Raw genomic sequence first — 14,620 nt, forward strand, 5'->3', positions numbered from 1 at the left:
TGAGAGGGTGTCATCGCCGCGACAGCGCTACCGGGACCAGGTCCGTGCCGAGATCAAGGAGGCCGCGCTGGCCCAGATCGGCCAGGGTGGGGCCGCGGCGCTGAGCCTGAACGCCGTGGCCAAGCAGCTCGGTGTCACGGGGCCGGCGATCTACAAGTACTTCGGCAGTCGCGACGACCTGCTGACCGAGCTCATCCTTGACGGTTTCGACCACGTCGCGGCGGCCGTACGGGCCGCGGTCGGCGAGGGGACGCCGCGGGCGCGCCTGCACGCGCTGGCCGGGGCCTTCCACGGGTGGGCGCTGGCGCACCCGCACGTCTACCAGCTGCTGGCGGGCACGCCGTCACCCGGTTACCAGGCTCCGCCGGAGAGCGTCCAGCGGGCCCGCGAGGTGCTCGGGCCTTTCCTGCCGGTGTTCGCGGGGGGCCGGTGCGGTCCGGCCGCCGAGACGCTGCGCGAGGAGATGCGGCGATGGGTCGAGGAGGTGCCCGCGGTGGCCGAATGGGTCAGGGCCTTCGCGCCCGACGGCGATCCCGCCACCGCCCTCACCGGGACGATCATGGTCTGGTCGCGGCTGCACGGGCTGACGAGCCTGGAGGTGCAGGGCCAGTTCGCCGGGATGGGGCACCGCTCGGCCACGCTGCTGACCGTCGAGATGGAGACGCTGGCCGACACCATGGGGTTGTGAGGTCACCGCGGCCCCTGTGGTGCTGCTCGTCGGGTGCCGGGGCGGCCGTGCGGGCCGGTCGAGGGCGACGGCGGGGCGGGATGGCCGTGCGGGATGGCCGGGCGGGCTGGTCGAAGCCGGCGGCGGAGCGGGATGGACGGGCTCGTCGTGGTCACTGCAGCGACTGGGTGAGCTCGTCGAGTTCGGCCAGCCGTACGGCGGGGGCGAGGCGGGAGGCGGTGGCCACCAGCACGAGCTCGGTGACGGCGATCTCGTGGGTCAGCGGCGCGATCGGCCCGGCCGCCTCGCGCGGCAGCCGGATCAGCACCTCGGCGTGCGGCGCCAGCGGTGACTCCCACGCGTCGGTGACGAGCACCAGGCGGGCCTGCCGGGACCGGGCGGCCCGCACGAACGCCGCGGTGTCGGGGGAGTAGCGGCGGAAGTCGTAGGCCACGACGACGTCGGAGGGCCCGAGGTCGAGCAGGACGCGCGCTCTGGCGGCGGGGGAGCCGGGCACGCGGTGCGCTCCCGGGCGCAGGCCGGCGAGCTGGCGGACGAGGTATTCGGCGGCCAGCTCGCTCAGCGGCCCGCCGACGGCCCACACGCCGCCCGCCTCGGCGAGGAGGGCGGCGACGGCGGCGAGCTGGGATTCGCTCACGGCGGCGAGGGTGCCGTCGAGGCCGGCGCGAAGGTCTTCGGCGGCCCCGCGGGTGCCGGGCGAGCGGGCCACGAACTCCTGCAGGCGTGACCTGTCGTGCTCGCGGGCGCCGGCCCTGACGGCGGACTGGAAGGCGGCGAAGCCGGCGTAGCCGAGCCGGTCGAACAGGCGCGAGGCCGTCGGCGGGCTGACGCCGGCGCGGTCGGCCAGCGCGCGCAGCGATCCGAGCGCGGCGAAGGGGTAGTCGTCGAGCAGCACCCTGACGATCGCCCGCTCGCCGCGCGGCAGCTCGGAGTAGACCTCGCTCAGCCGGGTCACGATGGGATCCACATTGACGAATGTTACATCAATCCCGCCTGCCGTAGAAGAATGAAACGGATGTTACGGTAGGCGCCATGAGTACCTGGCATGGGCTGCTGGACAGCGGCTACCGGCGCTGGCTGCCCGTCACCGGCGGCGACACCCCGTCCGTCACCCTGAACGAGGGCAACACCCCGCTGCTGCGCTCGGCGCACCTGTCAGCCGTCACGGGCTGCGACGTCTGGCTGAAGGTCGAGGGCGCCAACCCCACGGGCTCGTTCAAGGACCGCGGCATGACCGTGGCGATCAGCAGGGCCGCCGAAGCCGGCGCCGAGCTGGTCATCTGCGCCTCCACCGGCAACACCAGCGCCTCCGCGGCCGCCTACGCCGCTCGCGCGGGGATGGCGGCGGCCGTGCTGGTGCCCCGCGGGCGGATCGCGCTCGGCAAGCTCGGCCAGGCCGTACGGCACGGCGCGCGGATCGTCGAGATCGCCGGCGGGTTCGACGACTGCCTCCGCGTCGCCCGCGAGCTGGCCGCCGACCACCCGGTCGCGCTGGTCAACTCCGTGGGCAACGAGTGGCGCCTGGCGGGGCAGCGGACCGTCGCCTACGAGATCGTCGACGCCCTGGGTGACGCGCCCGACATCCACTGCCTGCCGGTGGGCAACGGCGGCAACATCACCGCCACCTGGGGCGGCTACCGGACCTACCGGGACGCGGGCCTGGCCACCCGGCTGCCGCGCATGTGGGGTTTCCAGGCGGCGGGGGTCGCGCCGCTCGTGCGCGGCGCGCCCGTCGAGGAGCCCGTGACCGAGGCGAGCGCCATCCGCGTCGGCAGCCCGGCGACCTGGGACGGTGCCGTCACCGCCCGCGACGAGTCCGGCGGTCTGATCGCCGCCGTGACCGACGAGCAGATCTTCGCGGCCTACCGGGAGGTGGCCCGCCGCGACGGCGTCTTCGCCGAGCCCGCCTCGGCGGCGGGGATCGCCGGCCTGCTCGACCAGCACGCCAGGGGCAGGCTCGACCCGGGGCAGCGGATCGTGATCACGCTCAGCGGCAACGGCCTCAAGGACCTGGACGCCTCCCTGCGCGGCGGCTACACCTCGATCGAGACCTCCTCATCGGCGGCCGAGGTGGCTCGCGCCCTCCTGCCGGCCGCCTGAGCGCCGCCCGCCCCCTGGAAGGTGCGCCGGTAGGCGGAGGGCGTGGTGCCGAGCAGCTTGGTGAAGTGCTGGCGCAGGCCGTTGCCGGTGCTGAAGCCGGAGCGCTCGGCCACCACGTCGACGGGCAGCCGCGTGGTCTCCAGCAGTTCCCTGGCCCTGACGACGCGCTGCTGGGTGAGCCACCTGATCGGGGTGAGGCCGGTCTCCTGGTGGAAGCGGCGGATGAAGGTCCTGGTGCTCATCGCGCCCCGCTCGGCCATGCGCGGGACGGTGAGCGGCTCGTGCAGCCGTTCCAGCGCCCACGTCAGCACCGGCGCCAGGCCCTTGTCGGGAGCGGGGACGGGCACGGCCGGCGAGACGTACTGCGTCTGGTCGCCCTCCCGCTGGGGCGCGATCACCATGCGGCGCCCCACCTCCGCCGCCACGGCGGCGCCGAAGTCGCGCCTGACGATGTGCAGGCACAGGTCGATGCCCGCCGCGGTGCCGGCGCTGGTGAGGATGTCGCCGTCGTCGAGGTAGAGGGCGCGCTCGTTGACGCGCACCCGTGGGTGGCGGCGCCGCAGGTCCGCGGCGTGCATCCAGTGGGTGGCGGCCTCGCGGCCGTCGAGCAGGCCCGCCGCGGCGAGCACAAACGCCCCCGAGCACAGGGCGGCGACCCGCGCGCCTCTCTCGTGCGCCGCGACGAGCGCTTCGAGCAGCGTGTCCGGCGGCCGGTAGGAGCCGTCGGCGCAGGCGGGCACCACGACGAGGTCGGCCGTGCGCATCGCCTCCAGCCCGTGCGGGGCGCGCAGCCACAGGCCGCTGAGCGACTCCTGCTCGCCGTCCGCGGTCCGGCACAGGCGCAGGTCGTACCAGTCGGGGCTGAGGTCGAGCCGGTCCCTGCCGAAGACCTCGCAGGGGACGGCGAGCTCGAAGAGCGGGCAGTTGTCCAGCACCGGGATGACGACTCTGATCCGGCCCATGGCGCAAATATAGTGGAACACGACATCTTTGCCACTAGTGACCGGATTCGGCACTCGCGACAGTGGTGTCCATGGACGAAAAGGGACCGCTGGACATCGGTGAGGACGAAGGCGCCCGGCTGCTGACCGCCGCCGTGGACCTGGTCGTACGGCACGCGAAGGACGTGGCAGGCGGCCCCGTCGCGCCACCGGAGACGGGCACCGCGTGGCTGCGCGACTGGCTGGCCGGCCAGGACTTCGAGACGGCGGGGCGGCCCGAGCACACGCTGCGGGAGGTGATGGCGGCCCTGCGCCGCTGGGGCGTGCACACGACGCACCCCCGCTACTTCGGGCTGTTCAACCCCACCCCCACCTGGTGGGGCGTGGCCGGCGAGCTGCTCGCGGCAGGGGTCAACCCGCAGCTGGCCGCCTACAGCCACGCCCCCGCGGCCGTCGAGATGGAACGGCACGTGCTGCGCTTCATGGCGGCCCGCCTCGGCCTGCCCGCCACCACGGAGGGCAGTTTCACGGTGGGCGGTGCCGAGGCCAACCTGACCGCGGTGATCGTCGCCCTGACCCGCCGGTTCCCCTCCTATCCCGGCACCGGCACGTACGGCCTGCCGCGGCGGCCGGTGTTCTACGCCTCAGCCGAGAGCCATCTGGCGTGGCTCAAGATCGCCCACATGACGGGCATCGGGCGCGAGGCCGTCCGCCTGGTGCCGGTCGACGCGGCGCACCGCATGGACACCGGCAGGCTGCGCGAGATGGTCGAGGCCGACCGGGCCGCGGACCGCGACCCGTTCCTGCTGGCCGCGACCGCCGGCACGACGGCGGGAGGCGCGGTGGACCCGTTGCCCGAGCTGGCCGGCCTGGCCGCGGAGTGGGGGCTGCACTTCCACGTCGACGCCGCGTGGGCGGGCGCGATCGCGCTGTCCGACTCCCTGCGCCCGCTGCTGGCCGGGGTGGAGCGGGCCGACAGCGTCACGGTGGACGCGCACAAGTGGATGTCGGCGCCCATGGGCGCGGGCATGCTGCTCACCCCGCACGGGACCGCGCTGGCCGAGAGCTTCCGCGCGACCACCTCCTACATGCCGGCGGAGACCGACGGCGCCCCCGACCCCTACGCCACCAGCGTGCAGTGGTCGCGCCGTTTCGCGGGGCTGAAGGTGTTCCTCGCGCTGGCGATGGCGGGCAGGCCCGCCTACGCCGCCCAGATCGAGCGGGACGTGCGGCTCGGCGAGCTGCTCGCGCGCCGCCTCCAGGAGGAGGGGTGGCGGCGGGTCAACGACACGGTGCTGCCCGTCGTCTGCGTGGCCGCCCCCGAGGCGGAGGCGGGCGGTGCCGAGAGCAGCGCGGCGTGGCACGACGCGGTCGCCGACGAGGTGGTCCGTGGCGGGCAGGCGTGGATCAGCACCGTTCGCCTGGCCGGACGGCCCGCCATCCGGCTGTGCCTGACCAGCCACCGCACCCGGGTGGAGGACGTCGAGGCCGTGGTGAGCGCGCTGGGCGACGCCCGCAAGAGGAACCCCGTCGGGTACGCGTGACCCGCCCGTCAGGTGCCGCGAGATGCGTGTCGTGGTTCGGCATCAGCTGTGCCGCCTGTCTCTGGCCCGCAGGGCCGATGTCATCTCTGGGCGACGCCGACGCGCCTGTCGACATGCGAAATGTCGCAGATGGCTGACTATAGACTCATATGTGAGGATCATTTCGGTATGGACATACCGGTGGGGGCTGGATCGGTCCTGGTGGCAGCGAGAACCAAGTCGCCCGTACGGGTCACAGTGGCCGCGACGCGTGCTAGCTTTGAGGGTGTTGCAGTTCTGGTACCCATGAACGTTGTGTGCGCCTGACGGGATGTAACCCCCCAGGCGCATTTTGTTTTTGCCGGTCATGTCCGGATGGGTCATTGCGGCGACATGGGCCACGCAAGGTGCGTGTCCCATTACTGCGCCTATCGAAGGAGATCGACATGGCGACTGGCGTTGTCAAGTGGTTCAACGCGGAGAAGGGCTTCGGCTTCATCGCCCAGGACGGCGGCGGCGCTGACGTCTTCGCCCACTACTCCAACATCGCCACCCAGGGCTACCGTGAGCTCCACGAGGGCCAGAAGGTGAGCTTCGACGTCACGCAGGGTCAGAAGGGCCCGCAGGCGGAGAACATCGTTCCCGTCATCTGACGGATACTCACGCCAGGAGCCGGGGCCCGGTCAGCACCATGACCGGGCCCCGGCTTCTGCGTCTGTGAAGGACGGGCGATCGACGGCGTCGCCCGCCGGGTGGCGGCGCGCATGACGTACGGATCGCGTCAATAGTCCGCATTGAGCCGTAGGGAACCCGTCAAGAACGGCAAAGCTCCCTGAATCTCCAAGTTTGCTGGTCATGAAAGCTATGTCCGAAAACTGAGGAGTGGGGATGGCTGACGTCATCTTCGTCGCCCTGACGATCGCGATCTTCGTGATCTTCGGGCTTGTCGTCAAGGCGGTGGAGCGCCTGTGAGCGCCGTCAACGCCGCCGGCCTCGTCGTGGCCATCGGCCTGGTGATCTTCATGGTCGCGGCCCTGCTCTTCCCGGAGCGGTTCTGATGGGCTGGATCTTCCTCGCCTCCCTGGTCATCGCGCTGGCCGTGGTGCACAAGCCGTTCGGCGACTACATGTACCGGGTCTACAGCGGCACCAAGGACACCGCCGTCGAGCGGGTCGTCTACCGCCTGCTCGGCGTCCGCGCCGACGCGGAGCAGCGCTGGCCCGTCTACGCGCGCAGCCTGCTGGCCTTCTCGATCATCTCCATCCTGGTCGTGTACGGCATGCAGCGCCTCCAGGACAAGCTGTGGCTCTCGCTCGGCTTCCCGCCCGTCACCGACCACGTCGCGTGGAACACCGCGATCAGCTTCGTCACCAACACCAACTGGCAGGCCTACTCCGGTGAGAGCACCATGGGCCACCTGGTCCAGATGGCCGCGCTCGCCGTGCAGAACTTCGTGTCGGCCGCCGTCGGCATGGCCGTGGCGATCGCGCTGGTGCGCGGCTTCGCCCGCAAGAACGCCGACACCATCGGCAACTTCTGGGTGGACCTGGTGCGCGGCACGCTCCGCATCCTGCTGCCGATCGCCTTCGTCGGCGCGCTCGTCCTGGTGGCGGGCGGCCTGGTGCAGAACTTCGTCGGCCCGCACGAGATCACCACCCTCGCCGGCAACACGCAGAACATGACCGGCGGCCCCGTGGCCAGCCAGGAGGTCATCAAGGAGCTCGGCACCAACGGCGGCGGCTTCTACAACGCCAACGCGGCCCACCCGTTCGAGAACGCCGCCTCCTGGACGAACTGGTTCGAGATCTTCCTGATCCTCGTCATCCCCTTCAGCCTGACCCGCACCTTCGGCCGGATGGTCGGCCAGGTCCGGCAGGGCTACGCCATCCTCGCCGTGATGGCCACGATCGCGCTGGCCAGCGTCGTCCTGACGAACGTCTTCGAGCTGAGCGGCAACGCGACTGTCCCGCAGGCGGTCGGCGCGGCCATGGAGGGCAAGGAAGTGCGGTTCGGCGTCGCCAACTCCGCGACGTTCGCCGCCGCCACCACGCTCACCAGCACCGGCGCGGTGAACTCCTTCCACGACTCCTACACCCCGTTCGGCGGCATGATGACGCTGTTCAACATGATGCTGGGCGAGGTCGCTCCCGGCGGTGTCGGCGCCGGCCTGTACGGCATGCTCGTCCTGGCCGTGATCACCGTGTTCGTCGCGGGGCTCATGGTCGGCAGGACGCCCGAGTACCTCGGCAAGAAGATCGGCTCCCGCGAGATCAAGCTGGCCTCGCTCTACTTCCTGGTCACCCCGGTCCTGGTGCTGGTCGGCACGGCCGTGGCCATGGGCAACAAGGCGGGCCTGGCGGCCATGCTCAACAGCGGCCCGCACGGCTTCTCCGAGATCCTCTACGCCTTCACCAGCGCGTCGAACAACAACGGCTCGGCCTTCGCCGGCGTCACCGTGAACACCCCCTGGTACGACGTGGCGCTCGGCCTGTGCATGGTCTTCGGCCGGTTCCTGCCGATCATCTTCGTGCTCGCCCTGGCGGGCTCCCTGGCCAGGCAGACGCCGGTGCCCGAATCCGCGGGCACGCTGCCGACCCACCGGCCGCAGTTCGTCGGCATGGTCGTCGGCGTGACGATCGTCCTGGTCGCGCTGACCTTCCTCCCCGCCCTGGCGCTCGGCCCGCTCGCAGAAGGACTCATGTGATGACGACCCACCTGGTCGAGGCGCCGGGGAAGGAACCGGCGCCCAAGAAGAACGGCAGGATCGGCGGCGGCCTGCTCGACCCGAAACAGCTCGTCAGGTCGCTGCCCGACGCGCTGGTCAAGCTGAACCCCGTCACGCTCTGGCGCAACCCCGTGATGCTGATCGTGGAGATCGGCGCGGTGTTCACCACGGTCCTGGCCGTCCTCGACCCGTCGTTCTTCGCCTGGGCGATCGTGGTCTGGCTCTGGCTGACGGTCATCTTCGCCAACCTGGCGGAGGCGGTCGCAGAGGGCAGGGGCAAGGCGCAGGCGGCCACGCTGCGCGCGACCAAGCGCGACACCATGGCCCGCAGGCTCAGGAGCCGCACCTCCACGGAGTGGGACACCGTGGGCGCTGCCGAGCTCAGGCAGGGCGACTTCGTGGTCGTCGAGGCCGGAGAGATCATCCCCGGTGACGGCGACGTGATCGAGGGCATCGCGAGCGTCGACGAGTCCGCGATCACCGGCGAGTCCGCGCCGGTCATCCGGGAGTCCGGCGGTGACAGGTCCGCGGTGACGGGCGGCACCAAGGTGCTGTCCGACAAGATCATCGTGCAGATCACCCAGAAGCCGGGCGAGAGCTTCATCGACCGGATGATCTCCCTGGTCGAGGGCGCCGACCGGCAGAAGACCCCCAACGAGATCGCCCTCAACATCCTGCTGGCCGCGCTGACCGTCATCTTCCTGGTCGCCACCGTGACCATGCAGCCGCTGGCCATCTACGCCAAGGACACCAACCCCGGCATCCCCGACTCGCTCGCCCTGACAGGCAACGGCGTCACGGGCATCGTGCTCGTCTCGCTGCTGGTCTGCCTCATCCCGACGACGATCGGCGCGCTGCTGTCGGCCATCGGCATCGCCGGCATGGACCGGCTCGTGCAGCGCAACGTCCTGGCCATGTCGGGCCGCGCGGTCGAGGCCGCCGGCGACGTCAGCACGCTGCTGCTGGACAAGACCGGCACCATCACGCTGGGCAACCGCCAGGCGTCCGAGTTCGTGCCGGTGGCCGGCGTGCCCGAGATGGAGCTGGCGCGGGCGGCGCAGCTGTCCAGCCTCGCCGACGAGACGCCAGAGGGCCGCTCGATCGTGGTGTACGCCAAGACCGCGTACGGCCTGCGCGAGCGGGAGCCCGGCGAGCTGGCCCACGCCGAGTGGGTGCAGTTCACCGCGCAGACCCGCATGTCGGGCGTGAACCTCGACGGCAAGGAGGTCCGCAAGGGCGCGGCGACGGCCGTCATGAAGTGGGTCAGGGACCACGGCGGTCACCCGACCGACGAGGTCGGCCACATCGTGGACGGGATCTCCGGCACGGGCGGCACCCCGCTGGTCGTGGCCGAGAAGGGCCGCGTGCTCGGCGTCATCCACCTGAAGGACGTCGTCAAGCAGGGCATGCGCGAGCGGTTCGACGAGATGCGCCGCATGGGCATCCGCACCGTCATGATCACCGGTGACAACCCGCTGACCGCCAGGGCCATCGCCGACGAGGCCGGCGTGGACGACTTCCTCGCCGAGGCCACCCCCGAGGACAAGCTCGCCCTCATCAAGAAGGAGCAGGAGGGCGGCCGACTGGTCGCCATGACCGGTGACGGCACCAACGACGCCCCCGCGCTCGCGCAGTCGGACGTCGGCGTGGCGATGAACACCGGCACCAGCGCCGCCAAAGAGGCGGGCAACATGGTGGACCTCGACTCCAACCCGACCAAGCTCATCGAGATCGTGGAGATCGGCAAGCAGCTGCTGATCACGCGCGGCGCCCTGACCACGTTCTCGATCGCCAACGACATCGCCAAGTACTTCGCGATCATCCCGGCGATGTTCGCGGCGGTCTACCCGGGCCTGGACGCGCTCAACATCATGCGCCTGGCCAGCCCGCAGTCGGCGATCCTGTCCGCGGTCGTCTTCAACGCGATCATCATCGTCGCGCTCATCCCGCTCGCCCTCCGCGGCGTGCGCTACCGGCCGTCCAGCGCCTCCAAGCTGCTCAACCGGAACCTGTCCGTCTACGGTCTGGGCGGCATCGTCGCGCCCTTCGTCGGCATCAAGCTGATCGATCTTCTCATCCAGTTCCTTCCGGGGATGTCGTAATGGAACGCCTGCCCAGCTGGATCCGCCAGCACCTCGCCGCCGTCCGCGCGGTCATCGTCCTGACCCTGATCCTCGGCGGGATCTACCCGCTGGCGGTCACCGGCATCGCCCAGGCCGCCTTCCGCAACAAGGCCAACGGCTCCCCGGTCGAGCGCGACGGCAAGACCGTCGGCAGCGCGGTCGTGGGCCAGCTCTTCACCGACAAGGACGGCAACCCCATCAGGAAGTACTTCCAGAGCCGGCCGTCGGCCGCCGGGGACGGGTACGACATGCTGTCCACCGCAGCGAGCAATCTCGGCCCCGAGGACGTCGTCGACACCCTGCCCGTGCCGGGCGCCAAGGACGACGAGGGCAACCCCGACGAGGGCAGGCAGTCGCTGCTCACCCAGGTCTGCGCCCGCTCCAAGGCGGTCGGCGAGCTGGAGGGCGTCAGCGGCGCCCGGCCGTACTGCACGCCGGACGGCGTGGGCGCGGTGCTGAAGGTGTTCCCCGCCGTCGGCACCCCGACCAGGGCGGTCAGCGTCAACCAGGCCTGCCCCGCCCAGCCGTTCGCCGCCACCTACGAGGGCGTCAAGGTCGAGTGCGGCAAGCCCGGCGAGGACTACGCGGCCGGCCGTACCGTGCCGGTGCGCGGGACCGTCACCGACGTGAAGGTCCCCGCGGACGCGGTCACCGCCAGCGGCTCGGGCCTGGACCCGCACATCTCGGTCGCCTACGCCGAGCTGCAGGCGCCCCGCGTCGCCAAGGAGCGCGGCCTGCCCCTGGAGAGGGTGACCGCGCTCGTCAAGGAGCACACCACCGGCAGGGCGCTCGGGTTCATGGGTGAGCCCGCGGTCAACGTGCTCGAGCTCAACCTGGCACTCGACAAGGGATAGGGCGATGCCACGCGGTCGGCTGAGGGTCTACCTGGGCGCGGCGCCCGGGGTGGGCAAGACCTTCGCGATGCTCGGCGAGGGCCGCAGGGGGATGGAGCGGGGCAGGGACGTCGTCGTGGGTTTCGTCGAGACCCACGGGCGTCCCCGCACCGCCGCCCTCCTCGAGGGCATGGAGATCATCCCGCGCAGGCAGCTCCGCTACCGCGGGTCGACCTTCACCGAGCTCGACGTGGACGCCGTCATCGAGCGCGCGCCGAAGATCGCGCTGATCGACGAGCTGGCCCACACGAACGTGCCCGGGTCGAGGAACGTCAAGCGCTGGCAGGACATCGAGGAGATCCTCGACGCCGGCATCGACGTCGTCTCGACGGTGAACATCCAGCACCTGGAGTCGCTCAACGACGTCGTCCAGCAGATCACCGGCATCCCCCAGCGGGAGACCGTGCCGGACGAGGTGGTGCGCAGGGCCGACCAGATCGAGCTGGTCGACATGTCGCCCGAGGCCCTCAGACGGCGGATGGCGCACGGCAACGTCTACGCTCCGGAGAAGGTGGACGCCGCCTTGTCCAACTACTTCAGGGTCGGCAACCTGACCGCACTGCGCGAGCTGGCCCTGCTGTGGGTCGCGGGCAAGGTCGACGAGCAGCTCGACCGCTACCGCGCCGACCACGGCATCGAAGGCACCTGGGAGACGCGCGAGCGCGTCGTCGTGGCCCTCACCGGCGGACCCGAAGGCGACACCCTGATACGGCGGGCCGCCCGCGTCGCGGCCAGGACCAAGGGCGCCGACCTGCTGGCCGTCCACGTCACCAGCGCCGACGGCCTGGCCGGCGGCGACCCCGCCAACCTGGCCAGGCAGCGCACGCTGGTGGAGAGCCTCGGCGGCACCTACCACCAGGTGGTCGGCGACGACATCCCCCGCGCCCTGCTCGACTTCGCCCGCGGCGTCAACGCCACCCAGCTGGTGCTCGGCGCCTCCCGGCGCGGCCGGTTCGCGCAGATCCTCTCCCGCGGCGTCGGCGTGGAGACCACCGCGCTGTCCGGCAGCATCGACGTGCACATGATCACGCACGACGAGGCGAAGAAGGGCCGCCGGCGCCCCGAACACAGCCGCGCGGCGCTGACCAGGAAGCGGCGGCTGGCCGGATGGGCGGTCGCCCTCGCGGGCATGCTCGCGCTGACGGCGGCGCTGATCCCGTTCAGGGACGACCTGTCGCTGCCGACCGAGATCCTCTTCTACCTGGTGACGGTGGTGGGCGTCGCGCTGATCGGCGGCATGTGGCCGGCCATCACCGCGGCCGTCGTGGGCTCACTGCTGCTGAACTACTTCTTCACCCCGCCGGTCGGCGAGTTCACGATCGCCGATCCCGAGAACCTGTTCGCGCTCATCGTGTTCGTCGTGGTCGCCGCCATGGTGAGCACGATCGTCGACGTCGCGGCCCGCCGTACCAGGGAGGCCGCCAGAGCCGGCGCGGACGCCGAGATCCTCGCCACCCTGGCGGGGCACGTGCTGCGCGGCGAGGCGGCGGTGCCCTCGCTGCTCGCGCGGCTGCGGGAGACGTTCGGGCTGACCTCGGTCACGCTGCTGGAGCGGCGGCCCGACACCGGCAGCATGCCGGACGACCAGACGGATCCGGACGCCTGGCGGATCATCGCCACCACCGGCGGCACGCCGTGCACGTCCCCGTCGGCCGCCGACACCGACGTGGTCATCGACGAGAACCTGGTCCTCACCGCCCGCGGACGGCTCCTCGACGCCGCCGACCGCAGGGTGCTCGAGGCGTTCGCCGCCGAGTCGGCCGTGGCGCTGCGCCAGCAGCGCCTCGAGGAGGCGGCGGACCAGGCCAAGCCGCTGGCCGAGGCCGACAGGATGCGCACCGCGCTGCTGGCCGCCGTCAGCCACGACCTGCGCACCCCGCTCGCCTCCGCCAAGGCCGCCGTGGAGAGCCTGAGCAACACCGCGATCGCCTGGACCGAGGAGGACCGCCAGGAGCTGCTGGCCACGGCCGACGAGTCGCTGGCCAAACTGGACCGCCTGGTCGCGAACCTGCTCGACATGAGCCGCCTCCAGGCGGGCGTCCTGGGGGTCGACCACCAGCCGGTGGCTCTGGAGGAGGTCGTGCCCCGCGCGATCGACGACCTGGGCCCGGTGCGGGACAGGGTGGAGGGCGACATCTCCGTCGAGCTGCCCGAGATCGTCGCCGACCCGACGCTGCTCGAACGGGTGCTGGTCAACCTGATGACCAACGCGGTGCGCTACAGCCCGCAGGACGCCAAGGTGCTCATCACCGCGAGCGGGCACGGCGCCCACGTCGAGATCCGGGTGATCGACAGGGGGCCGGGCGTCCCCGCCGACGCCCACGACCGCATCTTCCTGCCGTTCCAGCGCCTCGGCGACCGTGACAACGACACAGGCGTCGGCCTCGGCCTCGCGCTCTCGCGCGGGCTGACCGAGGCGATGGGCGGCACGCTGGTCCCTGACGAGACACCAGGGGGAGGTCTCACGATGATCCTCACGTTTCCCATCTCCTCGCGGGCGGTGGTCGCATGACCCGCGTCCTCGTCGTCGACGACGAACCGCAGCTCCTGCGGGCGCTGCGCATCAACCTGGTCGCGCGACACTACGAGGTCACGGTGGCCGCCGACGGGGGGTCGGCGCTCAGGGAGGCCGCCGAACGGCAGCCCGACCTCGTCCTGCTCGATCTCGGGCTGCCCGACCTCGACGGGGTCGACGTCATCCACGGTCTGCGCGGGTGGACGTCGGTGCCGATCCTCGTGCTGTCCGGCAGGACCGGCAACCAGGACAAGATCGAGGCGCTGGACGCGGGCGCGGACGACTACGTCACCAAGCCGTTCAACATCGAGGAGCTGCTGGCACGCATGCGGGCCGTCACCCGCAGGACCGGCCTGCAGGAGGCGGAGCTGGCCCGCGTCCAGATCGGGGACCGGGTGATCGACCTGACCGACAAGACGGTCTCCGACGGTGTACGGCTGACGCCCACCGAGTGGCACATCCTCGAGATCCTGCTGCGCAACCCGGGCAAGCTGGTCAGCCAGCGGTACCTGCTGAGCGAGGTGTGGGGGGAGAAGTACCTGAAGGAGTCGCACTACCTGCGGCAGTACATGGCCCAGCTGCGCCGCAAGCTGGAACGCGACCCCGCACGACCCGTCCACCTGATCACCGAGCCGGGCATGGGCTACCGCTTCACCCCCTGAGCTCCTGCCCGCCACCACTTCACCCGCTCATGAGCCCGCTCGGCGAACGCTCCTCGCTCACCCGCCTCGCCGCTCACGACGAAGCCGGGCCGGCGTGATCCGTCACGCCGGCCCGGCCCCGTGCCGGACGCCGGTCAGGGGAGCAGCTCGATCGCCAGCGTGACCACGGCCACGACGGCGATGAGCACGAGCAGCCCGAAGGCTTCCGGCCGTATTTTCGGGGCTTTCATCGTGCTCCTTCCGATACGGGTGGGCAGGAAGGGCGGGCCACCTGAGTGCATCACATTCCTCCTCGGTACGCACCGCAGAAATTTATAGAAAATGATGCTATGGCCGGATATTCGGTCCGGGCGTATTCCAGAGGGGATCCGAACGGCGGCCGCCGAAACCCTGACGCCCGCTTGACGTCGGCCTCCCTGGCGGCTCGACCGGCATCAATAACGCGTCATG

General features: G+C 71.2%; 12 protein-coding genes. 10 read left to right on the plus strand and 2 right to left on the minus strand.

Features of this window, described 5'->3' with window-relative positions; all coding sequences use genetic code 11:
* Nucleotides 1-7 precede the first annotated feature (7 nt).
* Nucleotides 8-688, plus strand: a complete 681-nt coding sequence (locus ABZX22_RS31065; protein WP_354915673.1) for a TetR/AcrR family transcriptional regulator — start codon at nt 8-10, stop codon at nt 686-688.
* Nucleotides 689-839: 151 nt separating this feature from the next.
* On the opposite strand, the gene ABZX22_RS31070 is transcribed toward ABZX22_RS31065, so the two are convergent.
* Nucleotides 840-1,655 carry a MurR/RpiR family transcriptional regulator gene (locus ABZX22_RS31070; RefSeq protein WP_354915676.1) on the minus strand — a complete coding sequence of 272 codons (816 nt, stop codon included), beginning with the start codon at nt 1,653-1,655 and terminating at the stop codon, nt 840-842.
* Between the two features lie 65 nt (nt 1,656-1,720).
* On the opposite strand from ABZX22_RS31070, the gene thrC reads away from it, so the two are divergent.
* Nucleotides 1,721-2,788 carry a threonine synthase gene (thrC, locus tag ABZX22_RS31075; RefSeq protein WP_354915679.1) on the plus strand — a complete coding sequence of 356 codons (1,068 nt, stop codon included), beginning with the start codon at nt 1,721-1,723 and terminating at the stop codon, nt 2,786-2,788.
* Here the strand turns inward: thrC and ABZX22_RS31080 are convergent.
* Entirely contained in the window at nt 2,722-3,750 is a 1,029-nt protein-coding gene (locus ABZX22_RS31080; protein WP_354915682.1) for a helix-turn-helix domain-containing protein, read from the minus strand. The genes thrC and ABZX22_RS31080 overlap by 67 nt on opposite strands.
* 71 nt (nt 3,751-3,821) lie before the next feature.
* On the opposite strand from ABZX22_RS31080, the gene ABZX22_RS31085 reads away from it, so the two are divergent.
* The 8 genes from ABZX22_RS31085 (at nt 3,822) to ABZX22_RS31120 (ending at nt 14,170) form a co-directional block, all read left to right on the plus strand.
* A complete protein-coding gene (locus ABZX22_RS31085) occupies nt 3,822-5,273 on the plus strand; it encodes a pyridoxal-dependent decarboxylase (protein ID WP_354915685.1) in 1,452 nt (483 codons plus the stop codon).
* A gap of 425 nt (nt 5,274-5,698) precedes the next feature.
* Nucleotides 5,699-5,905, plus strand: a complete 207-nt coding sequence (locus ABZX22_RS31090) for a cold-shock protein (RefSeq protein WP_354915688.1) — start codon at nt 5,699-5,701, stop codon at nt 5,903-5,905.
* 315 nt (nt 5,906-6,220) lie between these two features.
* A complete protein-coding gene (gene kdpF, locus ABZX22_RS31095; RefSeq protein ID WP_354915691.1) occupies nt 6,221-6,310 on the plus strand; it encodes a K(+)-transporting ATPase subunit F in 90 nt (29 codons plus the stop codon).
* Complete coding sequence (kdpA, locus tag ABZX22_RS31100) at nt 6,310-7,956, plus strand: potassium-transporting ATPase subunit KdpA (protein ID WP_354915694.1); 1,647 nt, start codon at nt 6,310-6,312, stop codon at nt 7,954-7,956. The genes kdpF and kdpA overlap by 1 nt, the downstream gene beginning before the upstream one ends.
* Nucleotides 7,956-10,079, plus strand: a complete 2,124-nt coding sequence (gene kdpB / locus ABZX22_RS31105) for a potassium-transporting ATPase subunit KdpB (protein ID WP_354915697.1) — start codon at nt 7,956-7,958, stop codon at nt 10,077-10,079. Before kdpA ends, kdpB begins: the two co-directional genes overlap by 1 nt.
* Nucleotides 10,079-10,954, plus strand: coding sequence for a potassium-transporting ATPase subunit C (locus ABZX22_RS31110; protein ID WP_354915700.1), 876 nt, complete (start codon nt 10,079-10,081; stop codon nt 10,952-10,954). The genes kdpB and ABZX22_RS31110 overlap by 1 nt, the downstream gene beginning before the upstream one ends.
* Before the next feature lie 4 nt (nt 10,955-10,958).
* The gene (locus tag ABZX22_RS31115) at nt 10,959-13,505 is read left to right on the plus strand and encodes a sensor histidine kinase KdpD (RefSeq protein ID WP_354915703.1); all 2,547 of its coding nucleotides are present in this window, start codon (nt 10,959-10,961) and stop codon (nt 13,503-13,505) included.
* Nucleotides 13,502-14,170, plus strand: a complete 669-nt coding sequence (locus ABZX22_RS31120; RefSeq protein ID WP_354915706.1) for a response regulator — start codon at nt 13,502-13,504, stop codon at nt 14,168-14,170. Before ABZX22_RS31115 ends, ABZX22_RS31120 begins: the two co-directional genes overlap by 4 nt.
* Nucleotides 14,171-14,620: the final 450 nt, after the last annotated feature.

Origin of the sequence: Nonomuraea sp. NPDC003804 (assembly GCF_040610675.1) — a bacterium.
GTDB lineage: Bacteria > Actinomycetota > Actinomycetes > Streptosporangiales > Streptosporangiaceae > Nonomuraea.